The organism is Mycobacterium sp. PDNC021 (assembly GCF_048282635.1).
GTDB lineage: Bacteria > Actinomycetota > Actinomycetes > Mycobacteriales > Mycobacteriaceae > Mycobacterium > Mycobacterium llatzerense.
Genome location: NZ_CP182502.1, coordinates 2,850,667 through 2,875,359, shown reverse-complemented (window position 1 = coordinate 2,875,359; position 24,693 = coordinate 2,850,667). Strand labels below are relative to the sequence as shown.

The window sequence follows — 24,693 nt, the reverse complement described above, 5'->3', positions numbered from 1 at the left end:
CTCTAGAAGACCACGGTTTCGTTGCCATGGCACAGGATGCGGTCCTGGCAGTGCCACAGCACCGCCCGGGACAGCACGGCTCGTTCCACGTCGGCACCGAGCCGCACGAGCTCTTCGACGCTGTCGTTGTGGTCGACCCGCACCACGTCCTGCTCGATGATCGGGCCTTCGTCCAGGTCCTCGGTGACATAGTGCGCCGTGGCGCCGATCAGCTTCACGCCGCGCTCCTTGGCCCGCCGGTACGGCGTGGCACCGACGAACGCCGGCAGGAACGAATGGTGGATGTTGATCAGCGGACACCCGATGGCGTCGAGGAACCCCGGCGTGATGATCTGCATGTACCGGGCCAGCACCACGAGATCGACATTGCCTTTGAGCAGCTCCAGCTGACGCTGTTCGGCCTGCTCCCGGATGTCCCGGGTCGCCGGGATGTGCACGAACGGCACCCCGAACGCCCGGACCTGCTCGGCCAGGTCGGCGTGGTTGGAGATCACCATCACAACGGTCATGTCGAGTTCGCCGCGGCGGTTGCGCCACAGCAGGTCGAGCAGGCAGTGATCGGCCGTCGAGGCCATGATGGCCACGCGCTTGGGTTTGGACGCATCGGTGAACCGGTAGTCCATGTCGAATTCTTCTGCCACCGCGGCGAATTCGCGCTCCAACTCGGGTTGGGCGGCAGCCAGCCCGGGCAGGTGGAAGACGGTGCGCTGCAGGAACACACCGTCTTCTGGAGCCGTCGAATGCTGATCCAGCGAGATGATGTTGGCGCCCGAGCGGGTCAGGAACGTCGACACCGCGGCGATCACGCCGCGACGGTCCGGACAGTTCAGCAACAGCCGGCCGATGTCCTTGTGGCGCGGCAACTTTGGCGCGCCGGCAGGGAATTGACTCACTATGCGGCCCGCAGCTCCAGCGCGACGTTGTTCTCCATACCGCCGCGCAGCTTGGAGAAGAAGTTGAAGGCCTTGCCGATCAACCCGTAGCGCTTGCCGATGCCGTCGTAGACTGCGCCGACCTGCGACTGGTCCAGGATCGCCGCCTTGGCCTCGACGGCCTCGCTCTTGGGGTTGCCGCGCATGTCGCACTTGGCGACGGTGACGCGCGGGGTGTTCCGGATTCGCTTGACTTTCCACGCCTTGGCCTCGGAGATGACCAGCAGCCGGTCACCGTCCGGGACCGCCCAGACGGCGGTGGGCTTCGGCCGACCGTCCTTGGTGAAGGTGGTCAGCAGGATGTAGTTCGCGGTGGCGACGTCGGCGAAGGTGAGAGCCATGGCCATCAGGTTAGTGCTTGTGCGACGAGCGTGAGCGCTGTGTACGTCCACCAAAGCAGATGCGTGCACAACCCTCGCAAGCGCTACGTCTTCTCGTGCGGCAGGTGCGGCGCGGTGGGGATCGGTGGCTGTGGAATCACCGGGTACTCGCCGGTGTATCCGACACGCTTGGCCGCGATCGCCAGGACCTTGCCCCGCACCGCATACCAGCCGCCGATCAGTAACGGGACCAGCAAGATGATGGCGATCAGATTCCAGTAGTTCTCGTAGCACATCAGCGCAGTGACGGCGACGAGGAACAGCAGCGTTGCGTAGCTGGTGTACGGCGTACCGGGCAACCGGAAGCTGGGCCGCTGCAGGATGCCCTTGGCCTCCCAGCGGTACAGCTGGATCTGGCAGGCGACGATCATGCCCCAGGTGAAGATGATGCCAAGCGCCGACAGGTCGAGGGCAATGTTGAATGCGTCTTCGGGCACGAACAGGTTGAGGATGACGCCCAACAGGGTGAGCCCGGCAGTCAGCGCGATCCCGCCGAATGGCACGCCGTTGCGGTTCATCTTCGCGGTGAATGCCGGGCCGCTGCCATTCATCGCCATCGAGCGCAGCACGCGGCCGGTCGAGTACAGGCCTGCATTGAGGCTGGACATCGCGGCTGTGAGTACCACCATGTTCATGATGCCGCCGGCCGCGGGAACGCCGATCTTGGAAAAGAATGTCACGAAAGGACTTTCGCCCTTGTGGTACGCCGTGTAGGGCAGCAGCAGCGCCAACACCACCAACGACCCGACATAAAAGATTCCGATGCGCGCGACCACGGAGTTGATCGCCCGCGGCATCACCTTGGCGGGCTCCGCCGTCTCCCCGGCGGCGATGCCGACGAGTTCGACCGCGGCGTAGGCGAAGACGACGCCAGAGGTGACGATCACCAGCGAGAACAGACCCACTGGGAAGAGTCCGCCATTGTCGGCGAGCACGCCGAATCCGGTTTCCTGTCCTTGGATTTCGAAGCGGCCGCCGAGGAAGACGATGCCGACCACCAGGAACGTGACCAGCGCGGCGACCTTGATGATCGAGGCCCAGAATTCCATCTCACCGAAGAGCTTCACCGAGATCATGTTCAGGGTCAGCACGATCCCCAGCGCGATGAGCGCGATCAACCATTGCGGTATCGCCTTGAACATGCCCCAGTAATGCATATACAACGCAACAGCCGTGACATCGACGATCGCGGTGGCCGCCCAGTTGAAGAAGTAGAGCCAACCGGTGACGAAAGCTGTTTTCTCACCGAAGAATTCGCGCGCATATGACACGAATGACCCAGAGGACGGCCGGTGCAGCACGAGTTCACCGAGGGCCCGCAGGATGAAAAAGACGAAAACGCCGCAGATGGCATACACCAGGAACAGGCCCGGCCCGGCCGAATGCAGGCGACTGCCCGCGCCCATGAACAAACCGGTGCCGATGGCGCCGCCGATGGCAATCATCTGGATCTGACGCGGTTTGAGGGCCTTGTGATATCCCTCGTCTTCGTGCGCAAGCGCTGAATTATCGTAACTCGTTGATTCAGTGGTCATTCGGTTCCCGTCAGCCGCCGGATGGGCTCTGTCGCCGCGGGGCCTTGTTGATGTCGTCCGCACGGGAGGTCGGCCCAACACTGCTCTGCGACTCCTGCACGTGGCCCCACGAAAACAGTAAGTCGGATGCTCCGTACGCGTCGGCTCAGGCTGTAAATACTGGGTGAACCATGAATTTCAGGGGCGCGACCACGCCGGCCACCGCCGGCCGCGCCGCTGCGGCGCCGCGACGTCCCGCAGTATCCTCGCGACTATGGCGACGAACTCGGTGCATGAGTCATAGCGCGCAGCGGGCTCTTTCGCGAGCGCCTTCGCGAACACCGAATTCAATGCGGTGGGCAACCAGGATCGGCGTGAGGTGAGCGTCGGCACTTCGTCGTGCAGATGGGCATATGTGATGGCGAACGTTGTGTGGCGTGGATACGGCGGCAGACCCGTCAACCACTCAAACATGGTGCAGGCCAACGCGTAGACATCCGTTTGCGGCAACAACTGTTGCGCTGTAAGAAGTTCCGGAGCCGCGTACGCAATCGACCCACGGACCCGACCATTGCGGGCCAGCGGTTTTGCATCGTCCAACAACTGCGCGATGCCGAAATCCGTCAAGAACGCCGAGCGCCGATCGGAGCTCAGTAAGATGTTGGCGGGCTTGACATCCCGATGTATCACGTCCATTTGATGCGCATAGTCCAGGGCCGAGCCAATCTGCGTCGATGCCCGAACGATCGCGTCGACATCAGGCTCCTGGTCCGGTCCGGGTATCAACACCGTCGACTCCGGGCCGTCGACGTACTGCATGGACAGCCACAGCCTGGTCGGTTGTGCACCATCTTCGTCTGCCCCACCGCCGCCGGCCCGCAGCTCTCCCTGCTCATACATCGCCACAATGTGCGGGTGCCTCAGTCGGGAGGCGATGCTGAACTCCCGCTCCAGCCGCCAGGCCACCCGGTCATCGGCATCCTGGTTGTGGAATATCTTCAGCGCCACCGGAACTGACTCCGCCGGTCGGCGAGCCCGGTACACATCAGCGCTACTGCCGCTGCCGAGGTGGCTTTCGATGACATAACCGGCGACCACCGCACCGACCTCGAACACCGAGCCAGGATACCTGCGAGCGTCGGATTTCTCCCGGTCAAGGAGCTTGGCGCTACCCCTCCAGCTCCCCTTCGGTCTCCAGCAGCACCTGCTTGAGCCCGTCCAGGGTCTCGGACTCCGGCGCAGCCCACATGCCACGGCCGGCCGCCTCCAGGAGCCGCTCGGCCATGCCATGCAGCGCCCACGGGTTGGACTCGCTCATGAACTTGCGGTTCTCCGGGTCCAACACGTAGCTCTGAGTCAGCTGCTCGTACATCCAGTCGGCCATGACGCCCGCGGTGGCGTCGTACCCGAACAGGTAGTCGACGGTGGCCGCCATCTCGAAGGCGCCCTTGTAGCCGTGCCGGCGCATGGCCGTCATCCAGCGCGGGTTGACGACCCGGGCCCGGAACACGCGCGTCGTCTCCTCCGACAGCGTGCGGGTCCGCACTGCGTCCGGCCGGGTGTTGTCCCCGATGTACGCGGCGGGGTCCTTACCGGTCAGCGCGCGCACCGTGGCGACCATGCCGCCGTGGTACTGGAAGTAATCGTCGGAGTCGGCGATGTCGTGCTCGCGGGTGTCGGTGTTCTTGGCCGCCACCGAGATTCGCCGGTAGGCCCGGTTCATGTCGTCGGTCGCCGGGGCGCCGTCGAGGCCACGGCCGTAGGCGAAGCCACCCCACGCGGTGTACACCTGGGCCAGGTCCGCGTCGTCGCGCCAGTTGCGGCTGTCGATGAGCTGCAGCAGCCCGGCGCCGTAGGTTCCCGGCTTGGAGCCGAAAATCCTTGTCGTGGCACGCCTTTGGTCGCCGTGATCGGCGATGTCGACCTGCGAGTGGGCGCGCACGTAGTTGTCCTCGGCGGCTTCGTCCAGGCCTGCGACGAGTTGGACGGCGTCGTCGAGCATGGTCACCACGTGCGGGAAGGCATCCCGGAAGAAGCCGGAGATGCGGACGGTGACGTCGATGCGGGGACGGCCGAGTTCGGCCAGCACGATGGGCTCCAGCCCGACCACGCGGCGCGACGCGTCATCCCAGATGGGCCGAACACCCAGCAGCGCAAGCACTTCGGCGATGTCGTCGCCCGCGGTGCGCATGGCCGACGTGCCCCACACCGAGAGCCCGACGGACTCAGGCCAGCGGCCGTAGTCGGTGCGGTAGCGCTCCAGCAGCGAATCCGCCATCGCCACACCGGTTTCCCACGCCAGCTTCGACGGCACGGCCTTGGGGTCGACGGAGTAGAAGTTGCGGCCCGTGGGCAGCACGTTCACCAGCCCGCGCAGCGGGGAGCCCGACGGCCCGGCCTCGATGAACCCGCCGCCGAGCGCGTGCAGGATCTGATCGATCTCCCGGTCGGTGCCACGCAGCCGCGGCACCACCTCGGTGGCGGCGAACCGCAGCACCTTGGCGACCTCGGCGTTGTCGGTGATGCCATCGACGGCGGCGGCGTCCCAGCCGGACGCCTGCAGTGCCGCGACCAGCTCCCGGGCCTGACTCTCCGCAGTGTCGACGGCTTCGCGTGCAGCAGAACCGTCCTCGGCCAGGCCCAGCGCCTCGCGCAGCCCCGGCACCGACTGCTCGCCGCCGAACAGTTGGCGCGCCCGCAGGATGGCGAGCACGAGGTCCAGTTCGGCCTCGCCGGTCGGTGCCTGGCCCAGGATGTGCAGACCATCGCGGATCTGGACGTCCTTGATCTCGCACAGCCAGCCGTCGACGTGCAGCAGCATGTCGTCGAACACGTCCTCGTCGGGCCGGTCCTCCAGCCCCAGGTCGTGGTCCATCTTGGCGGCGCGCATCAGCGTCCAGATCTGCTGGCGGATGGCCGGCAGCTTGCCGGGGTCCAGCGCCGAGATGTTGGAGTGCTCGTCGAGCAGCTGCTCGAGACGGGCGATGTCGCCGTAGGTCTCGGCGCGGGCCATCGGCGGGATCAGGTGATCGACCAGGACCGCGTGCGCCCGGCGCTTGGCCTGCGTGCCCTCGCCGGGATCGTTGACCAGGAACGGGTACACCAGCGGCAGGTCGCCGAGCGCGGCGTCGGTGCCGCATGCCGCGGACATGCCGAGGGTCTTGCCGGGCAGCCATTCCAGGTTGCCGTGCTTGCCCAGGTGGACCATCACGTCGGCGCCGAAATGCTTGTTGATCCAGTGGTAGGCGGCCAGGTAGTGGTGGCTCGGCGGCAGGTCCGGGTCGTGGTAGATCGCGACGGGGTTCTCGCCGAATCCGCGTGGCGGCTGGACGATCAGCACGATGTTGTCGGAAACCATTGCGGCGATGACGATTTCGCCGTCCGGGTCGTTGCTGCGGTCGACGAACAGCTCGCCCGGCGCCGCGCCCCAATGCTCGGTGACAGCGTCGGTGAGCTCGGCCGGCAGGGTCGCGAACCAGGCCCGGTAGTCCTTGGCCGACACCCGGACGGGGTTGGCTTCGAGCGCTTCGGTGCTGAGCCAGTCGGGGTCATGCCCACCGCGCTCGATCATCGCGTGGATGAGGGCGTCCCCATCTTCGGCGTCGACGCCGGGGACGTCACCGATGCGGTAACCGGCCTCGCGCATGGCGCGCAGCAGCGCGACGGCGCTGGCCGGGGTGTCGAGGCCGACGGCGTTGCCGATGCGGGCGTGCTTGGTCGGGTAGGCCGAGAACACCAGCGCGACGCGCTTGTCGGCCGGCTCGATGTACTTCAGCCGGGCGTGCCGGACAGCGAGTCGGGCCACCCGCTCGCAGCGCTCGGGGTCGGCGACGTACGAGATCAGACCCTCGCTGTCGATCTCCTTGAACGAGAACGGGACGGTGATGATGCGGCCGTCGAACTCGGGCACCGCCACCTGCGACGCGACGTCCAGCGGCGTCAGCCCGTCGTCGTTCTCGTCCCATTGCGCGCGCGAGCTGGTGAGGCACAGGCCCTGCAGGATCGGGATGTCGAGGGCCGCCAGGTGCGCGACGTTCCAGTTGTCGTCATCGCCGCCGGCGCTCGCGGTGGCCGGGGTCGCGCCGCCGGCCGCCAGCACCGTCGTGATCAGGGCGTCGGCGGTCCCCAGCAGCTCGATGAGCTCGGGTTCGGCGGTACGCAGCGAGGCACAGAAGATCGGTAAAGGGCGGCTGCCCGCGTCTTCCAGTGCCCCACACAGCGCATCGATGTACGCGGTGTTGCCGGCCAGCTGCTGGGCCCGGTAGTAGAGCACCGCGACCGTCGGACCCTCGGCATCCGACGAGCGCTGCAGCAGCCCCCAACTCGGAGCCGATACGGGCTCACCGAAACCGAAGCCGGTCATCAGGACGGTGTCTGAAAGGAAGGCGTGCAGGTTGCGCAGATTCTCGGTGCCACCCTGCGCCAGATAGATATGCGCCTGAAGGGCGACGCCCGCCGGGACGGTCGAATGGCTCATCAGGTCGGCGTCGGGCGCCTGCTCCCCCGACAGCACCACGGTGGGGACGCCGCTGGCGACGACGGCGTCGATGTCGTCCTGCCAGGTGCGATAGCCACCCAGTACCCGCACGACCGCCAGGTCCGCACCGGCCAGCAGGTCCTGCAGTTCCCCGGCGATCAGCCGGGACGGATTGGCCCATCTGTACTCGGCTCCGCTCGCGCGGGCGGTGATCAGATCGGTGTCGGACGTCGAGAGCAGCAGTACGGTCGGCACTGACTATTCGTACAGCACCGACGTGGTCGCGCGGTCGCGCCCCTGGAGTGGACCGGAAAGCGCAACGGGGCGGGTTGCTCTCGCAACCCACCCCGTCGGCGGTCTTATCTACGGCGCTGAATTAGCGCTCGGTGGTCTGCCAGCGCGAGTACCACGTCTTGCCCTGGTAGGGCAGGCCGGCGGCCACGATGAGCGCGAAGACGCCACCAGCGTAGAGAGCGAAATCGGACATTGCGTCCCTCCTTAGGTCATCCGAATGCGATGTAGCAAACGGAAGTTCGTGTTCCACGGTACGGGCGGATGCATTGAAAACAAGGGACTTGTAAGCCACGGAACAGGCCGGAAACGGCAGTGACCTATTTCACAATTTGCGGTACAACGTAACGTGGACAAGGTGATTCGGACGCGTGACGACGACGCCTGCCCAGGTGCCCTGCAGGTGCACCAGGCGGCTGACGGCGGCCTGGCCCGCATCCGCCTGGCCGGCGGCATGATCAGCGCCGCACAACTGGCGGCGCTGGCCCACTCCGCCGCCGAATTCGGTTCGCCGGCAATGGAACTGACCTCGCGCGGCAACATCCAGGTGCGCGGGATCCACGACGAGGCGGGGCTGGCGGCAGCGGTCGATTCGGCGGGCCTGCTGCCCTCGGCCACCCACGAACGCGTCCGGAACATCGTGGCGTCGCCGCTGTCGGGCCGCAGTGGTGGTCTCGGCGACGTCCGCGGGACCGTCCGAGAGCTCGATTCAGAGCTACAAAAACGCCCTGACCTGGCCGAATTACCCGGGCGCTTCTGGTTCGGCATCGACGACGGCCGGGGTGACATCTCAGGCCTGGCGCCCGATGTGAGCACCCATCTGACGACCCCCAACACCGCCGCCGTACTCGTGGCGGGCCGCGATACCGGGGTTCGCGTACCCACCGCGCACGCCGCGGACACCCTACTGGACCTGGCCACCTCATTCCTGAATACTCGCGGGAACCGCTGGCGGACAAGCGAACTGGACAACGCCGACGAGCTCCTGGCCGGGGCCGACCTGCGCCCCACCGAGCAGTCAGGTGCGACGTGGCCACCGATCGACGCGCCGCCGATCGGCTGGATCACCCAGGACGACGGTCGGATCACGTTGGGCGCGGCCGCCCCGCTGGGTGTGCTGCAGGCCCGCACCGCAGAGTTTGTGGCAGCCATCACCGCCCCGATCGTGGTCACGCCATGGCGCTCGTTACTCATCTGTGACCTCGAAGAGGGCGTCGCCGACACTGCCCTGCGGGTGCTGGCGCCGATGGGTCTGATTTTCGACGCGCACTCCCCCTGGCTGTCGATCAGTGCCTGCACCGGGAGTCCGGGGTGCGCCAAGTCACTGGCCGACGTCCGCAGTGACGCCGCAGCGGCCGCGGCAGCGGGCGAGCCCGGTGGCCGCCGGCATTTCGTCGGCTGCGAGCGCGCGTGCGGCAGCCCGACCAACGGCGAGGTGCTGGTGGCGACCAACGCGGGGTACGAACCACGCCACCCGTAGGGTTATCGGGTGCTCGACTACGTCCGCGACGCTGCGGAGATCTACCGGCAGTCGTTCGCGACGATCCGCGCCGAGGCGGATCTGGCGCGATTTCCCGACGACGTCTCACGCGTCGTCGTACGCCTGATCCACACCTGCGGCCAGGTCGACGTCACCGAGCACGTCGCCTACACCGACGACGTGGTGGCCCGCACCTATGCGGCCCTGGCGGCCGGTGCCCCGATCCTGTGCGACTCGTCGATGGTGGCGGCGGGCATCACCCGCTCGCGGCTGCCCGCCGACAACGAGGTGGTGTCGCTGGTCGCCGATCCGGGCGCGCCTGCCATGGCCGAGAAGCTCGGCAGCACCCGTTCGGCGGCGGCCGTCGACCTGTGGGCCGACCGACTCGGCGGCGCTGTGCTGGCCATCGGCAATGCGCCGACCGCCCTGTTCCGGCTGCTGGAGTTGCTGGACGAGGGCGCGCCCGTGCCTGCCGCGGTGCTGGGCGGCCCGGTGGGCTTCGTCGGCTCGGCGCAGTCGAAGGACGAACTGATCGCGCGGCCGCGCGGCATGGACTATCTGGTGGTGACGGGACGGCGTGGCGGTAGCGCCATGGCCGCCGCCGCGGTGAATGCGATTGCGAGTGAAACCGAATGACAACGGGAACCCTCTACGGTGTCGGCCTCGGCCCAGGCGACCCGGAACTGGTGACGGTCAAGGCCGCCCGGCTGATCGGCGAGGCCGATGTGGTCGCGTACCACAGCGCGCGGCACGGCCACAGCATCGCGCGGCGCATCGCCGAACCGTATCTGCGTCCCGGCCAGATCGAGGAGCACCTCGTCTACCCGGTGACGACCGAGACCACGTCGCACCCGGGCGGGTACGACGGCGCGATCGAAGACTTCTACGCCGAGGCCGCCGAACGCATCGCCACCCACCTGGCGGCCGGCCGCAACGTCGCGCTGCTCGCCGAGGGCGATCCGCTGTTCTACAGCTCCTACATGCACATGCACACCCGGTTGACCGAACGGTTCCACGCGGTGATCGTGCCGGGCGTGACGTCCGTCAGCGCCGCGTCGGCCGCGATCTCGACGCCGTTGGTGCAGGGCGAACAGGTCCTCACCATCCTGCCCGGCACGCTGCCGGCCGGTGAGCTGCAGCGCCGGCTGGCCGACACCGACGCCGCCGTCGTGATGAAGCTGGGCCGCTCGTACCCGGCTGTGCGGCAGGCACTTTCGTCGGCCGGACGGCTGGACGAGGCGTTCTACGTCGAGCGCGCGAGCACCGAGGCGCAGCGGGTGCTGCCGGCCGCCGACGTCGACGAGACGACAGTGCCGTACTTCTCGATCGCGATCCTGCCGGGCGGCCGGCAGGACCGGGCCACAGCCGGCAGCGTGGTCGTCGTCGGGCTGGGGCCGGGCGACCCCGAGTGGACGACGACTCAGACCCGTCGCGAGCTGGCAGCGGCCACCGATCTGATCGGCTACGGGCCGTACCTGGACCGCGTGCCGGACCGACCCGGCCAGCAGCGCCACCCGAGCGACAACACCGACGAGCGTGCGCGCGCCGAGCTGGCGTGCAAGCTGGCCCAGCAGGGCCGGACCGTCGCCGTGGTGTCGTCCGGTGACCCCGGGGTGTTCGCGATGGCGACTGCGGTACTCGAAGAGGCGAGGCAGTGGCCCGGCGTAGAGGTCCGGGTGATCCCGGCGATGACCGCCGCGCAGGCTGTCGCCAGCCGGGTCGGTGCGCCGCTCGGCCATGACTACGCGGTGATCTCGCTGTCCGACCGCCTCAAGCCGTGGGACATCATCGCCGAACGGCTCACCGCCGCCGCCCGTGCCGATCTGGTGCTGGCCATCTACAACCCGGCGTCGAAGACCCGCACCTGGCAGGTGGCCGCGATGCAGGACCTGCTGCTGGAATACCGCGACCCCAACACCCCCGTCGTCATCGGCCGTGACGTCGCCGGACCGAACGAATCCGTGCGGGTGGTGCGCCTGGCCGAACTCAACCCGGCCGAGATCGACATGCGCTGCATGCTGATCATCGGGTCGTCACAGACGGTGTGGCACACCACCGACGCTGGCGACCGGGTGTTCACCCCGCGGTATTACCCACACTGATTCGATTGGGCCACTAGGGTTTCCGTACATGAGCGAAAGCCCTCGAGTCAATCGCCTGGTCATGTACAAGCACGGCATGGCGCTGGTCGAACGCAGCGGTCCGGTCGACGGTGATTTCGCACTGACATTCCGCCACGCCCAGATGAAGGACGTGCTGAAGTCGCTGTCGATCACCGGCACTGGCACTGGCACCGAGTTGGCCGTCGGGGCGGTCTCGTTCGACACCCCAACCGACCCACACACCCAAATGGGCGGCCGCGGGATGCTGATCGACTCCGGCAACGCGCTGCGCGGACTGTTCGACGGGCTGCGGGGCCGCACCGTCGAAGTCGATTGCGACGGCACCCAGCACCGGGGCGAGGTGATCGGCGTCGATGAATCCGCAAAGTACCGGCAGGTGCTGGTCCTGCGCACCGACGCCGGGTCGGTCAGCCTGATCGAACTGGCCCGCATCGGTGCCGTGACGCTGACGGAGGGCCCATCGCGCGACAACCTCGACTACCTCCTGGACCGATCCCGTGCGCTGACCGCGGGCCAGCATTGCCAACTGGGCGTACAGGTTCGAGGCAGCGGGATCGTCCAGGTGTCCTATGTGGTGCCGGCTCCGCTGTGGCGGCTGTCGTACCGGCTGGTGCGCGACGGTGACAGTCTGGTGCTGACCGCGATGGGCATCGTGCACAACCCGGTCGACGAGGACCTCACCGACATCGAGCTGACCCTGACCACCGGCGAACCGGTCTCTTTCGATATCGACCTGTACCAGGGCAAGCACGTTCATCGTGAGGTCGTCGAGGAGAGCCGCCGCGGCGCAGCTCCGGTGCCTGTGCCCGCGGCGGCGAAGACTCGGTCTGCGGAGGCCATGCCGATGCTGGCGGGTATGCCGGCGCCCGCCGGAGCGGGATATGCCTATGCCGATGCCGTCGACGATGTCGAAACCGCTGACCGCGGTGAGTATTTCGAATACCGGCTGAGCACCCCGGTGTCGCTCAAGCGCGGCGGCGCGTCGATGATTCCGTTGGCAGTCCAGGCCGTCGACGGTGTCCAGCGCGAGTTGGTGTGGCACGGCCACGACGGCTCCCCCGAGATCGTGCTCGCCTTCACCAATACCGCGGGCATCGTGCTCGAGGAAGGTCCCGCCGTCATCTACGAGCAGGACGCCTATGCCGGTGAAGCGATGGTGCCCTTCACCGCCCGTGACGCGAAAGTGCGGCTGCCGTTCGCGAAAGACCTTGCGGTGCGCTGCCGACATACCTCGGCCGTCACCGACGTCACGGCCCGGGTCCGGCTCGCCCGCGCCGCGCTGGTGCACGAGCAGCGCCGCGAGCGGCTGCACACCCTGCGGGTCGAGAACGACCATGCCGAACCTGTCGAGGTGATCTTCGAAATCGCCCGTGTTCAGAGGCGTGGCGTCGAACCGCGGAACAACGTCACCGCGATCTCCGACGACGGGACCAACCACCGCATCACGGTCACCGCGGCGGGCCACCAGGCGGTTGAAGCGACGGTGCTGGAAAGCTGGCCCCTGTCCAGCGAGATCGCCTACGAACATCTCGCACCGGGTCAACTCGAAGAGTGGCTCGCCGACCGGTCACTCGACGCGACCACCATCACTGCGCTCGGCGGTGTCTTGGACCGGTGGGCGGCTGCCGAGCGGCTGGAATCCGAAGCCGAGCAGGTCCAGGCGGCGCGCTCGGGTGACTACGAGGCACAGAGCCGAATCTCGGAGCAGCTCAACGTACTCGGCAGCGACGGACCCGAAGGTGAACTACGGCGCCGACTCATCGTCGACCTGGAGACCCTGCGGGACCGCAGCACCGAGCATGGCGAACAGGTCCGTCAGCTCCGCGACGATGCGGAGGCACAACGGCGGGCGGCGTGGGACGAACTGCAGCGGCTCATCGGCGCTCCCTGACCCAGGCTTCGGCTTCGTCGACGGTGGCAGCCGTCGTCACGCCGACGGGCAGCCCCGGCCGATCCACCATGAGCACCGGAATGTTCAGCGCCGCAGCAGCATCCAACTTGGCGCGCGTCATGCCACCGCCGCTGTTCTTGGTGACCAGGGCATCGATGCGGTGGTCGACCAGCAATGCCAGCTCGTTGTCGTAGCCGTACGGGCCACGGGAGAGCAGGATTTCATGATCGGGTGGCAGCGTCTCGGCGTCGGGCGGCGTGACGGCGCGGATCAGGAACCAGGCGTCTGACTCGCGGAACGCCGTCGTGCCGGACCGTCCCGTGGTGAGGAAGACCCGTTGGTAGCCACGGTCTTTGACGGTCTGCGCGGCCTGTCGGTCGTCGGCGACGACGATAGCGTCGCCGCGCGGCCACGCCGGCCGGGCCAAGACCAGGTGCGGCAGCCCCAAGCCGGCACAGACCTGTGCGGCAGTGGCGGTGATGGTGGCGGCGAACGGGTGCGTGGCGTCGACGACGGCGGTGATCTCGTTGTCCTGCAGGTACATTCGCAGGCCGTCGATGCCACCGAAACCACCGATCCGCACCGGACCCACCGGCAGCGCCGGGTCGGGGACGCGGCCGGCCAGGGAGCTGATCAGGTCGATGTCGGGGTTCAGTCGTTTGGCCAGCGCCCGCGCTTCGGAAGTCCCACCCAGCAACAGGAGCTTCATCAGTGCGAGCTTCCCCTACGACGGTCACTCGAGTACAGGTAGCTATCGGCAAAACCTTGGGCGCCCAACACGTCTCCGACGAAGATGACCGCGGTCTTGGTGATGCCGGCCGCTTTCGTGCGTTCGGCCAGCTCCGCCAGGGTGCACCTGACGAGCTGTTCGGTCGGCCAGCTGACGAAAGCCACCACCGCACAAGGGGTTTCCGGACGGTACCCGCCCTCGAGCAGCTGTGGGACGATGTTGTCGATCTGCGCTGCCGCCAGATGCAGCACCAAGGTGGCGCCGGGCTTGGACAGAGTCACCAGATCCTCGCCGTCGGGCATCGCCGTCGACAGCGTCGCCACTCGGGACAAGGTGATTGTCTGAGCCACACCCGGTACCGTCAACTCCCGCCCGATGGCTGCGGCCGCAGCGGCGAAAGCCGGTACGCCGGGGACGATTTCGTAGTCGATACCGAGTTCGTCGAGCCGTCGGCACTGTTCAGCGACCGCACTGTAGATGGACGGGTCGCCGGAGTGCAGACGCGCCACATCGAGTCCGGCTTGGTGCGCGGCGGCCAGCTCGCCGATGATCTGCTCCAGGTTGAGCGGACCGGTGTCGACCACCCGAGCGTTCGGCGGGCACTCCGCCAGCAGGTCGTCGGGCATGATCGAACCGGCGTACAGGCAGACCTGGCACGACTGCAGCAGGCGCTGCCCCCGCACGGTGATGAGGTCGGCGGCACCGGGCCCCGCGCCGATGAAGTACACCGTCATTCTTTGACCACCGTCCACTGGGTTATCGGCAACGCCGGGCGCCAACCGGTGAAGCCACCGATCGGTTCGCCGTGATAGTGCTGGAAGCGGCGCAGGTCGCCGCCCAGCTTTGAATAGAGTTGCACCACATAGGCTTCCGACTCCGCCGTCACCGCGTTGGCGACCAGCCGTCCACCGGATTCGAGCGCGTCGAAGCAGGCGTCGAACAGGCCCGGCCGGGTCAGGCCGCCACCGATGAAGATGGTGTCCGGCGCGGGTACGTCGGCGAAACTCTCCGGCGCTGCGCCGCGGACATCGACCCGCACGCCGAATGTGGTGACGTTGTCGATGATCCGCTCGCGGCGCACGTCGTCGCTTTCGAAGGCGACCGCGCGACCACCCGAGGCCCGGCACCATTCGATCGCCACACTGCCCGAACCCGAGCCGACGTCCCACAGGATTTGGTCCGGCCGCGGCTGCAGCGTGGCCAGGGTCACCGCGCGCACGTGCTGCTTGGTGATCTGCCCGTCGTGCGCGAAAGCGGTGTCCGGCAACGCTGCTCCGATCCGCAGATCGGGGACGTACCGCACGGCAATGACATTCAACGCGTCGACGTCAGGGGCCGCCGCATCCCAATCCGCGGCAGTCATGGTGGTCACGCGTTCGGCCGGCCCGCCGAGTTGTTCCAGGACGGTGAATTCCGATTGGCCGCGCCGAGCTTCGGTGAGCAGCCGGGCCAATGTCCGCGGGGTGTCGGCACCCTTGGACAGCACGACTGCGTGGCCGCCGAGCCGCATCGCGGTGTGGGGCGCGGCGTTGACGAGGCTGATCACCTCGGTGTTCTGCACGCTCCATCCCAATCGCGCGCAGGCCAGGGTCACCGACGACACGTGCGGCAGTACCGTCACCCGATCCCGACCGCACAGCCGGATCAGGGTGGCGCCGATGCCGTGCAGCATCGGATCACCGGAAGCCACCACGTGCACGTCGGGCAGTCCGTCGAACAACGTGGGCAGGGCCGGCAGCAGCGGGGACGGCCAAGCCCGGCGCTCGGCGGTCACCTCCGGGTCCAGCAGGTCCAGCTGCCGCGGTCCACCGAAAATCACTGTGGCGCTGAGCAGTTCATTGCTCGCCGGCTGACCGAGACCGGCCATGCCGTCGGCCCCGATACCGACGACGGTGATTTTCCCTTCGCAAGCGCTCATCTCGGCATCTTCCGCCAGATCGCCTTCGGCACAAACCGCGTCGCGAAGATCAGCGGCCGGATACCCCAGGGCACCCACACCGCTGACTTGCCCCTCCGCAGCGCCGTCGCGGCAGCGTCAGCGACCTGAGCCGGCGTGCTCGACATCGGCGCCGGGTCCATGCCCTCGGTCATCCGGCCGATGACGAAGCCGGGCCGCACGATCAGCAGCTGGATGCCGGTGCCGTGCAGCGCGTCGGCCAATCCGCAGGCGAAGCCGTCCAGGCCCGCCTTGGCCGACCCGTAAACGTAGTTCGCCCGACGGACCCGGGCTCCGGCGATCGACGAGAACACCACGAGGCGTCCCCGCCCGGCGGCACGCATGCGCTGCGTCAGCAGCGTCAGCAGGTTCACCTGGGCCACGTAGTCGGTGTGCACGACGGCAACCGCGTGTGCGGCGTCATCCTCTGCCCGGGCCTGGTCACCGAGGACTCCGAACGCCAGGACCGCGGTACCGATCGGCCCGTGCTCGGCTTCGATCTCGTCCACCAGCGCCGCGTGTGAGGCCAGGTCGTCGGCGTCGAACTCGCAGGTCTGCGCGTTGACCGCGCCCGCAGCCCTGACCGCCTGCACCTCGTCGGTCAGCTGGTCGGCCCGGCGGGCCGCAAGCACCACCGTGTTGCCCGGCGCCAGCCGGATGGCCAGTTCCAGGCCGATCTCGCTCCGGCCGCCGAAGATGACGACCACCTCGCCGCCAGCATCCGCCGTGTCGTTCACGGCTGCGATTATCACCTGCGCTACTTTTGACCGTGATGGCCAAGGCAACGACACGGCTCACCAGTGACGCGCTGGCATTCCTCACCGAGCGTCATCTGGCGATGCTGACCACCCTGCGGTCGGACAATTCCCCGCACGTGGTGGCTGTCGGTTTCACCTTCGACCCGAAGACCCATATTGCGCGCGTCATCACCACCGGCGGTTCCCAGAAGGCGCTCAACGCGGCCCAGCGTGGCGTCGCGGTGCTGAGCCAGGTCGACGGCGCCCGGTGGTTGTCCCTCGAAGGCAAGTCGACGGTCAGCCATGACACCGACGATGTCCGCGATGCCGAACTGCGCTACGCCCAGCGCTACCGCACCCCGCGGGTGAATCCCCGGCGCGTGGTGATCGAGGTCCGGGTGGAACGCGTCCTCGGCTCCAGCGAACTGCTGGACCGCGGCGAGGCGTAGTCCCACCGGGGCGTTGCGCTTCGCCGACAAGGTGTAACGGGGCCTGACAACCCGGCCTCGCAGCGGCAACCAACCGGCATGACGCACGTCACCCCGGCATGGTTCGATCTAAGGCGCCATGACTATCGCCAGCCCTTTCCCCGAGGTCCAGATCCCGACGACGGCCGTCTACGAGTACATCTTCGGCGATCTGGCCGAGTCGGATGCCGATCGCATCGCCATCACCGAGGTCGCGACCGGCGCTGAGTTCACCTACCGCGAGCTGACCACCCGGATCGAGGCGTTCGCCGGTGCGCTGACCGCCCGAGGCCTGGGCGTCGGCGACGTGGTGGGCCTGCTGGCACCCAACAGCGCCGCGTTCGCGGTCGCCTTCCACGGCATTCTGCGCTCCGGTGCCACGGCCACCACGATCAATGCGTTGTTTACCGCCAAGGACATCGCCAAGCAGCTGACCGACTCCCGTGCCGCCGTGCTGATCACCGTTACCGCGCTGGCCCCGCAGGCGCTGCAGGCAGCCGAGTCCGTCGGGCTGGCCACCGACCGTATCGTCATCCTCGACGGTCCCGGCAGCTCGGCCGACAGCCATCCGAATGCCGCCGAACTGCTCGACGCCGCACTGCCCGCACCGCAGGTCAGCTTCGACCCCGCCACCCATCTGGCGGCGCTGCCGTACAGCTCGGGCACCACGGGAAATCCCAAGGGCGTCATGCTCACCCACACGAATCTGGCGGCCAACGTGGCGCAGATTCGCCCGATCCAGGCCATGGGCCAGGACGACCGGGTGCTGGCGGTGCTGCCGTTCTTCCACATCTACGGCATGACGGTGCTGCTCAACTCGGTCCTGCACGCGCGGGCCCGGCTGGTCATCATGCCCAGCTTCGACCTCGCCCAGTTCCTCGGGACCATCCAGGACCACAAGTGCACATTCGCGTTCATCGCGCCGCCGGTCGCGGTGGCGCTGGCGAAGCACCCGATGGTCGACTCCTACCGGCTCGATTCGCTGAAGGGGCTGATGTCGGGCGCCGCGCCGCTCGATGACGACCTCGGGATGGCGGTCGCAGACCGGCTCGGCTGCCCCATCGTGCAGGGCTACGGCATGAGCGAACTGAGCCCGGTGAGCCACTGCATGCCGTTCGACGGTGGCCGCGAACTCGTCGGTGCCGTCGCGCCATTGAGCTCGTGCGGCTGGACGGTGCCGGGAGCCGTCAGCAAGATCGTCGACCCCGATACGGGCGCCGAGATCGGCCAGCCCGAGCACGGCCTGAGCGAGGTCGGCGAACTGTGCTTCCGCGGCCCCAATGTCATGGCCGGCTACCTCAACAACGATGCCGCCACCCGCGAGACCATCGACGCCGACGGATTCCTGCACACCGGCGACCTGGCTCGGGTCGACGCCAGCGGCTGCATCTACATCGTCGACCGGCTCAAGGAACTCATCAAGTACAAGGGCTACCAAGTGCCGCCGGCCGAGCTCGAGGCGGTGCTGCTCACGCACCCCGGTATCGCCGATGCGGCGGTCGTCGGGGTCCGCGATCCGGATTCGGGCGAGGAAGTGCCCAAGGCATTCGTGGTGCTGCAGCCGGAGGCCACGTTGTCGGGCGACGAGATCATGGATTTCGTCGCCGGCCAGGTCGCGCCGTACAAGAAGGTCCGTCAGGTCGCGTTCATCGATGCGATCCCGAAGTCCGCGGCCGGCAAGATTCTGCGCCGCGAACTGCGCGCCATCCGCGAGATTTAGGGACGGATCGGCAGGCCGACATCGCGCGCGGCCTTGGCCTGCCGATACCCGACCGCGAGTCCGATGAGCGGCATCAGCACCAACCCGGCCAGCCCGAACAGGTCGCCGCGCACCCCGACCGGCTCGGCGGCGGCCCACACCGGGATACCGGTGTGGTCGACAGACAGCAGATCCGCGGCGCCCTCCTCGCTCGGCGCCGCCGGCGCGGGTACCTCGACGACGGGCGGCGCCACGTTCGGCGCTGACCACCAGGACCGGCCCGCCGGCGCTGTGCCGGTGTGCTGTTCGGCTACGACGACGGGCACCGGCGGGTTGACCGGCGTGGGCACCACCGCGACAGGGCCGTCAGAACCGCTGTTGGCCTGGGCACCCGGTGCGAAGTTGTTCCAGCCGCCGTTTCCATTGCCATTGCCGTTCGATTTCGACGAATTTCCGGTGTTGGTCTGGCCCGAGGCCGACGATTTGGGGCCAGAGTTGCCGTTCCCGGCGGACCCGCCGCCAGTGCCGGAGTTGCCGCGCGCCGCGCTGCTCTGGCCGGAACCTGACTTGCCTGAGTTGCTGTTCCCACCGTTGCCATGCGATCCGCCGGGGTCGGCGGCGGCGATCGGCAGCGAAGGGCCGGCCAGCATCAGAAAGGCAGCGATCGAAAAGGTGGCAACCCTCGGCAGCGCATCGTCACGGCGCACGTCCGCCCCCGATCACTCCGGCTGAGTGGCAACCCCCTGCGCACTCCGGATCCTCATCATGGCACGTCACCACGCCCGGGTTGACGATTTCCGCGGTTCGCCGGGCAGGTCAAGCTCAAGCGGAATCCGGGTCCTGCGCGATCCCATCGGCGGCCTTGCGCAACAGCGTCAGTGCGCTGCGCGCCCACGTCTGCGTCGCGCCGGCCAGACCGCAGGCGGGTGTCAATCCGACGCGCTCGCGTAGGACCGCGCGCGGAAAGCCGAGTCGATCGGTGACACTCGCGGCTGCGGCGGCGACCTGCTCGACCGGGACCGGATGTTCCGGGGCGACGCCCGGCAGCACACCCAGCACAATGGTCCGGCCCGCCTCGACCCACTCGCCGATGCCGTCGAGATCAGCCGCGGTCAGCTTGGACGCATCCACCGAGATCGCGCTGAAGGCAGTGCGCGCCAAGGTTTTCCACGGCACGTCGGTGGCACATACGTGAATACTCGCCGGTCCCCCGACGGTCGCGATGCACTGATCGAGCAGGCTCGCGGCCAACAGCGCGTCGACCGGCGCCACCGGCGACATCCGGGTCACTCCCGCCAGCCGCCCGGCCAGGGCGGCGGGCAGTGATGGTTCGTCGAACTGCACCACCACCTCGGCGTCGCAGCGCCGGGCAACCTCGGCGCGATGGTGCGCAACGCCCTCGGCGAGTGAACCGGTCAGGTCGCGCAGCGCGCCCGGATCGGAGATGGCCCGGTGTCCCCCGGACAATTCGAGTTCGGCGGCCAGCGTCAACGGACCAGGAACCTGCACCTTGATGGTCCGTCCGGTCCCGCGCAGCCCGGCCTTCTCCCACGCCTCTTCCAGCGCATCGACATCCTCGTCGAGCAGACCCGTTGCGCGGCGCACGACGGAGCTGCGGCCGGGGGCGATGCGATACCCGCGCGAAACGGTGTCCATGCCGATATCGACCAGCAGCGCAGCTGCCCGTCCGATGATGTCGGCTCCCACACCGCGGGCGGGAAGCTCCACCAGGTGCGGCAGGGCGGGCAGCTCACCGACCACAACGGCAGCCGCTTCCCGGGCGACCGTTCCCGGCCACGAGCCGATACCGGTTGCCTGGGCGAAAATAGTCACGCGGCCAACACTATTCGATGGGCTCTTCCACGTAGCTGCGCAGGCGGTCGAGTGCGCGGTCCCAGCGCTTCGACAGAGCGATCAGGTACTCGCTGGCTTCGGCGAGCCGAACAGCCGGCAGCGCAACCGTTTGGTTGCTCTTGATTGGGTTCAGCGCGCGATGGTGGCGCTGCCGATGACCTCGTCACCGTCAGGGTCGCGACGGTACAGCACCATGGTCTGGCCTGGGGCGACACCACGCAGTGGCGTCCGCAGCTGCACATCGAGCACCCCGTCGGCGAACTCGGCGACCGCGTCGGCCAACCCACCGTGCGCCCGCACCTGGATCAGGCATTCGATAGGCCCGACCGGCTCCACACCCGAGGTGAACACCGGACGCTCGCCGGTCAACGAGTGAATCTCGAGATCTTCCACGCCGCCGACGTGCACGGTTCCGGTCTCCGCATCGATGCCGGTGACGTAGCGCGGCAGGCCGTCCGGCCCCGGGCCGGCGATGCCGAGGCCCTTGCGCTGCCCGATGGTGAACCCATGCACGCCGTCGTGCTCCGCGAGTTTCGTGCCGCCGGCATCGACGACGGCGCCGGGCCGGATGCCGATGCGGGCGCCCAGGAAGGCGCGGGTGTCGCCGGACGGGATGAAGCAGATGTCGTGGCTGTCCGGCTTCTCGGCCACTGCCAGCCCACGCTCGGCGGCTTCCTGCCGGATCTGCGGCTTGGGGGTGTCGCCGATCGGGAACAGCGCGTGGCTGAGCTGCTCGGCGGTCAGGACACCGAGGACGTACGACTGGTCCTTGTCCGCGTCGACGGCACGACGGAGCCGACCGTCCTCCAGTCGCGCGTAGTGCCCGGTTGCGACGGCGTCGAAACCGAGCGCCAATGCGCGGGCCGACAGCGCCGAGAACTTGATCTTCTCGTTGCAGCGCACGCAGGGGTTCGGCGTCTCGCCGCGGGCGTACGACTCGACGAAGTCGTCGATGACGTCTTCCTTGAATCGGTCCGCGAAATCCCAGACGTAGAACGGGATTTCCAGGATGTCCGCGACCCGGCGGGCGTCCCCGGCGTCTTCCTTGGAGCAGCACCCGCGCGACCCGGTGCGCAGGGTGCCGGGCGCGGTGGACAGTGCCAGGTGTACGCCCACGACGTCATGGCCGGCGTCGACCATGCGCGCCGCGGCCACCGAGGAGTCCACTCCCCCACTCATCGCTACCAGAACCCGCATGACTACCTTCCCAACCCGGCACTGGCCAATGCAGCCTGACGAGCCCGTTCGACCGCAGCCGGCAGCACAGCCAGCACGGCGTCGATGTCGGCATCAGAACTGGTGTGCCCCAACGAAAATCGGAGTGATCCGCGGGCACTGGCCGGAGCGGCGCCCATCGCGATCAAGACGTGTGACGGCTGCGCGACGCCGGCCGTGCAGGCCGAACCCGTCGAGCATTCGATGCCCTTGGCATCCAGCAGCATCAGCAGGGCATCGCCTTCGCAGCCACGAAAAGTGAAGTGCGCGTTGCCCGCAAGGCGGTCATCGCCGGTGCCGCCATTGAGCACCACATCCTCGATGCCGGACAGCACGCCGTCGACCAGGCGGTCACGCAAGGCGCCGATCCGGGTCCGGTGCGCGTCCAGGCCCTCGACCGCGACGCGCGCCGCGGCGGCCATGGCCACCACGCCCGCGACATCCGGTGTGCCCGAACGCACGTCACGTTCCTGCCCACCGCCGTGCAGCAACGGCACGCATGCGACATCGCGGCGCAGCAGCAGCGCACCCACCCCGGTGGGGCCGCCGAACTTGTGTGCCGCCACGCTCAACGCGGACAGCCCGCTCGCGGCGAAATCGACCGGCACCGCACCGATCGCCTGGATCGCATCGCTGTGCATGGGTACGTCGAATTCAGCTGCCACAGCGGCCAATTCAGCGATCGGCTGGATGGTGCCGACCTCGTTGTTGGCCCACATGACACTGACGAGCGCGACGTCGTCGTGGGTTTCGAGAATCTCGCGCAATGCCTCGGCCGACGTGCTGCCCGTGCTGTCCACGGGCAACCAGGTCACCTCCGCGCCTTCGTGCTCGACCAGCCACTCGACGGCGTCGAGCACCGCGTGGTGCTCGATCGGCGACGTCACGATCCGGCGGCGTCCCGGGCAACTGTCCCGGCGCGCCCAGAAGATGCCCTTGACGGCCAGGTTGTCACTCTCGGTGCCGCCGGCGGTGAAGATCACCTCGGAGGGCCGGGCACCCAACTGCTGGGCCAGGGACTCGCGGGCCTCCTCCATCCGGCGCCGGGCCGCCCGGCCGGACGTGTGCAACGAGGACGCATTACCACCGGCCGCCAGGACCGCCGTCATCGCCTCGATGGCAGCGGGCTGCATCGGGGTCGTGGCGGCGTGGTCCAGGTATGCGGGGCTCATGGCCTGTCCAGGATACCGGCCAGGCCAAACCGGTCAGGCGGCCAGCGCGTGCCCGTGAACAGCAGCGACGGGCAGCGGGCCCACCTGGTGCACCGCAGCTTGGCAACGGCCGGCCAGATCGCGGCGGTCGGCGCCGGGCAGCTGCAGCGACTGCACCTGGATGTGGCACACCGTGAGCTTGGCGGTGATGACGCGTTTGATCGACGTCAGCAGCGAGTCGTCACCGATGAACGCCGGAACGGTCGACTGCGCGCCGTCGCGGTGCCGGTACGTCAGCTGCAGCGGCTGTACGGGGCGACCGGCGTCGACCGCGGCCTGGAACATCGCCGGGGCGAACGTGCCGTGGCCCAGACCGCACCACGTGGTGCCCTCGGGGAAGGCGACGACGGTCTGACCTGCGGTGAGCCGGTCCGCAACGGTGCGGACCACATCGGGGAGACGGCGCAGACTGTTGCGGTCGATCGGGATGACCTTCATCAACCGAGCCAGGAAGCCCAACGCCGGCCACTCGATCAGATCGGCACGCGCCACGAACGACCCGGGCATGACCGCGCCGATCACGAAGATGTCGACCCACGAGACATGCCCGGCGACCACCAGGACGCCGCTCAGGTTGCGGATCGGCCCGCCGGAGACAGTGATCCGGACGCCCAGGCCGCGCAGCACCAGCCGGCAGTACATCCGCTGGATGCGTGACCGGCCGGGCAGCGGCACCGCCAGTAGCGGCAGGGTGGGCAGCAACAACAACGTCATGACCAACCGCGCGGCGGTGCGCAGCGCGACGACGACCGGACGGCTGACGTGTGCGGCGTCCACCCGGATGCAGCTGGCGTCGCAGGACGCCTTGGGCAGCCAGGGGTGCTCCTGCACCGTCGCGGGCGCAGTCACTGTCCGGCCTTGTCGGTTGCGGCGGCGGCCGAACGCAGCCGCGTCAGGTACCGGACGTCGGCCTCCCGCTTGTCCAGCAGGGCCGGGAAGTCACCGACCCCGAAGTCGGGGTCGTAGGCCGGGTCGCCGCACACCTTGGCGCCCAGGCGCAGGTAACCGCGCATCAGCGGCGGCACGGTCACGCGGGCCGGCGGCTCGATGTCGTCGAGCAGCTTGCCGTCGATGATCACCGGGCGGTACGGGCGCACCTTGTACTCCGAGGCGTGCCGCTTGTTGACGAAGTCGCGCACACCGCGAATCTGGGTGGCCGGGGCCTCGTCGGGGCTGCCCTGGATGGGCACCGACACACAGCCGGTGACGTAGTCGTAGCCGCTGTGGTCCAGGTAGGCCAGGATGCCGCCCCACATGAGCAGCACGACGGCGCCGTTGCGGTGATCGGCGCGCACCACGGCGCGGCCCATCTCCACCATCGACGGGCGGATGCTGTCCAACGCGCTGACATCGAATTCGGTTGCGGTATACAGCCCGCCCGCGGCGATGGCGCCGGGCGGAGGGAGCATGCGGTAGCAGCCGACGTACTCGCCGGTGTGGTCCTCGCGGACCAGCAGGTGGTCGCAGAATTCGTCGAATCGGTCGGCGTCCCGGCCGCTTTCGAAACCGGGGCTGTCGTCGGTGAGGGTGTAACCCGGCTCCGAGGTGAACACGTGGTGACGAAGCCGTTGCGCGGCCTCGATGTGTTCGGAGTCGGCCGACAACAGCAGTGTGTACCGCGGAGTGTCGGTCGATGCAGTGGTGTCGTCAGGGGCGATGAGTACAGAACTAGTGCTCATGTTGTGCACGGTGACGGAGCCGTTCGGCGCGGCGGCATCAAGCACGTAACGCGTTGATGACCGGTTGCGAAACATCA

At 68.2% G+C, this 24,693-nt stretch carries 21 protein-coding genes; 6 read left to right on the top strand and 15 right to left on the bottom strand.

The genetic code is table 11. From position 1 onward, the window contains the following. Positions 1 to 2: 2 nt before the first annotated feature. From purU to cobN, 5 genes are all read right to left on the bottom strand, one after another. A complete protein-coding gene (gene purU / locus ACNO8X_RS13590) occupies positions 3 to 896 on the bottom strand; it encodes a formyltetrahydrofolate deformylase (RefSeq protein WP_260972565.1) in 894 nt (297 codons plus the stop codon). Next, the gene (locus ACNO8X_RS13585) at positions 893 to 1,273 is read right to left on the bottom strand and encodes a PPOX class F420-dependent oxidoreductase (RefSeq protein ID WP_133760383.1); all 381 of its coding nucleotides are present in this window, start codon (positions 1,271 to 1,273) and stop codon (positions 893 to 895) included. The genes purU and ACNO8X_RS13585 overlap by 4 nt, the downstream gene beginning before the upstream one ends. Before the next feature lie 83 nt (positions 1,274 to 1,356). Then, entirely contained in the window at positions 1,357 to 2,847 is a 1,491-nt protein-coding gene (locus tag ACNO8X_RS13580) for an amino acid permease (protein ID WP_418005712.1), read from the bottom strand. Positions 2,848 to 3,024: 177 nt separating this feature from the next. Then, the gene (locus ACNO8X_RS13575) at positions 3,025 to 3,942 is read right to left on the bottom strand and encodes a serine/threonine-protein kinase (RefSeq protein WP_418005711.1); all 918 of its coding nucleotides are present in this window, start codon (positions 3,940 to 3,942) and stop codon (positions 3,025 to 3,027) included. A gap of 52 nt (positions 3,943 to 3,994) precedes the next feature. Beyond that, positions 3,995 to 7,558: a cobaltochelatase subunit CobN gene (gene cobN, locus ACNO8X_RS13570; RefSeq protein ID WP_418005710.1), complete on the bottom strand. Its 3,564-nt coding sequence runs from the start codon at positions 7,556 to 7,558 to the stop codon at positions 3,995 to 3,997. A gap of 394 nt (positions 7,559 to 7,952) precedes the next feature. Here cobN and cobG point away from each other — a divergent pair, with 394 nt between their 5' ends. The 4 genes from cobG to ACNO8X_RS13550 are packed head-to-tail and all read left to right on the top strand — an operon-like array spanning position 7,953 to position 13,088. After that, entirely contained in the window at positions 7,953 to 9,074 is a 1,122-nt protein-coding gene (cobG, locus tag ACNO8X_RS13565; RefSeq protein WP_418005709.1) for a precorrin-3B synthase, read from the top strand. A 9-nt stretch (positions 9,075 to 9,083) separates the two neighbouring features. Beyond that, positions 9,084 to 9,710 carry a precorrin-8X methylmutase gene (locus ACNO8X_RS13560; protein ID WP_418005708.1) on the top strand — a complete coding sequence of 209 codons (627 nt, stop codon included), beginning with the start codon at positions 9,084 to 9,086 and terminating at the stop codon, positions 9,708 to 9,710. Then, complete coding sequence (locus ACNO8X_RS13555) at positions 9,707 to 11,176, top strand: precorrin-2 C(20)-methyltransferase (RefSeq protein WP_418005707.1); 1,470 nt, start codon at positions 9,707 to 9,709, stop codon at positions 11,174 to 11,176. The genes ACNO8X_RS13560 and ACNO8X_RS13555 overlap by 4 nt, the downstream gene beginning before the upstream one ends. A gap of 28 nt (positions 11,177 to 11,204) precedes the next feature. Beyond that, positions 11,205 to 13,088 (top strand): hypothetical protein, encoded by a 1,884-nt coding sequence (locus ACNO8X_RS13550; RefSeq protein WP_418005706.1) that lies wholly within the window; start codon positions 11,205 to 11,207, stop codon positions 13,086 to 13,088. Here the strand turns inward: ACNO8X_RS13550 and ACNO8X_RS13545 are convergent. Genes ACNO8X_RS13545 through ACNO8X_RS13530 form a run of 4 tightly spaced genes read right to left on the bottom strand, consistent with a single transcriptional unit; the run spans position 13,072 to position 16,491 of the window. Next, entirely contained in the window at positions 13,072 to 13,797 is a 726-nt protein-coding gene (locus ACNO8X_RS13545; RefSeq protein ID WP_418005705.1) for a cobalt-precorrin-6A reductase, read from the bottom strand. The genes ACNO8X_RS13550 and ACNO8X_RS13545 overlap by 17 nt on opposite strands. After that, positions 13,797 to 14,552, bottom strand: coding sequence for a precorrin-4 C(11)-methyltransferase (gene cobM, locus ACNO8X_RS13540; RefSeq protein ID WP_418005704.1), 756 nt, complete (start codon positions 14,550 to 14,552; stop codon positions 13,797 to 13,799). Before cobM ends, ACNO8X_RS13545 begins: the two co-directional genes overlap by 1 nt. Then, complete coding sequence (gene cbiE / locus ACNO8X_RS13535) at positions 14,549 to 15,736, bottom strand: precorrin-6y C5,15-methyltransferase (decarboxylating) subunit CbiE (RefSeq protein WP_418005703.1); 1,188 nt, start codon at positions 15,734 to 15,736, stop codon at positions 14,549 to 14,551. The genes cobM and cbiE overlap by 4 nt, the downstream gene beginning before the upstream one ends. Beyond that, positions 15,733 to 16,491 carry an SDR family NAD(P)-dependent oxidoreductase gene (locus ACNO8X_RS13530; protein ID WP_418005702.1) on the bottom strand — a complete coding sequence of 253 codons (759 nt, stop codon included), beginning with the start codon at positions 16,489 to 16,491 and terminating at the stop codon, positions 15,733 to 15,735. Before ACNO8X_RS13530 ends, cbiE begins: the two co-directional genes overlap by 4 nt. A 35-nt stretch (positions 16,492 to 16,526) precedes the next feature. On the opposite strand from ACNO8X_RS13530, the gene ACNO8X_RS13525 reads away from it, so the two are divergent. Then, positions 16,527 to 16,940 carry a F420-dependent biliverdin reductase gene (locus ACNO8X_RS13525; RefSeq protein ID WP_043395247.1) on the top strand — a complete coding sequence of 138 codons (414 nt, stop codon included), beginning with the start codon at positions 16,527 to 16,529 and terminating at the stop codon, positions 16,938 to 16,940. Positions 16,941 to 17,058: 118 nt separating this feature from the next. Further along, on the top strand, positions 17,059 to 18,678 hold the full coding sequence (locus ACNO8X_RS13520; protein WP_418005701.1) for a 4-coumarate--CoA ligase family protein: 1,620 nt from the start codon (positions 17,059 to 17,061) through the stop codon (positions 18,676 to 18,678). On the opposite strand, the gene ACNO8X_RS13515 is transcribed toward ACNO8X_RS13520, so the two are convergent. The 6 genes from ACNO8X_RS13515 to ACNO8X_RS13490 all read right to left on the bottom strand — a co-directional run bounded on the left by ACNO8X_RS13515 (position 18,675) and on the right by ACNO8X_RS13490 (position 24,616). Further along, positions 18,675 to 19,364, bottom strand: a complete 690-nt coding sequence (locus tag ACNO8X_RS13515) for a hypothetical protein (RefSeq protein WP_418005700.1) — start codon at positions 19,362 to 19,364, stop codon at positions 18,675 to 18,677. The genes ACNO8X_RS13520 and ACNO8X_RS13515 overlap by 4 nt on opposite strands. A 115-nt stretch (positions 19,365 to 19,479) precedes the next feature. Further along, positions 19,480 to 20,490 carry a methionine synthase gene (locus ACNO8X_RS13510; RefSeq protein WP_418005699.1) on the bottom strand — a complete coding sequence of 337 codons (1,011 nt, stop codon included), beginning with the start codon at positions 20,488 to 20,490 and terminating at the stop codon, positions 19,480 to 19,482. A 150-nt stretch (positions 20,491 to 20,640) separates the two neighbouring features. Continuing rightward, on the bottom strand, positions 20,641 to 21,708 hold the full coding sequence (gene mnmA / locus ACNO8X_RS13505; RefSeq protein WP_418005698.1) for a tRNA 2-thiouridine(34) synthase MnmA: 1,068 nt from the start codon (positions 21,706 to 21,708) through the stop codon (positions 20,641 to 20,643). A gap of 2 nt (positions 21,709 to 21,710) precedes the next feature. Then, positions 21,711 to 22,898: a cysteine desulfurase family protein gene (locus ACNO8X_RS13500; RefSeq protein ID WP_418005697.1), complete on the bottom strand. Its 1,188-nt coding sequence runs from the start codon at positions 22,896 to 22,898 to the stop codon at positions 21,711 to 21,713. Between the two features lie 33 nt (positions 22,899 to 22,931). After that, complete coding sequence (locus tag ACNO8X_RS13495; RefSeq protein WP_418005696.1) at positions 22,932 to 23,786, bottom strand: lysophospholipid acyltransferase family protein; 855 nt, start codon at positions 23,784 to 23,786, stop codon at positions 22,932 to 22,934. After that, positions 23,783 to 24,616, bottom strand: coding sequence for a GNAT family N-acyltransferase (locus ACNO8X_RS13490; RefSeq protein WP_043395367.1), 834 nt, complete (start codon positions 24,614 to 24,616; stop codon positions 23,783 to 23,785). The genes ACNO8X_RS13495 and ACNO8X_RS13490 overlap by 4 nt, the downstream gene beginning before the upstream one ends. Positions 24,617 to 24,693: the final 77 nt, after the last annotated feature.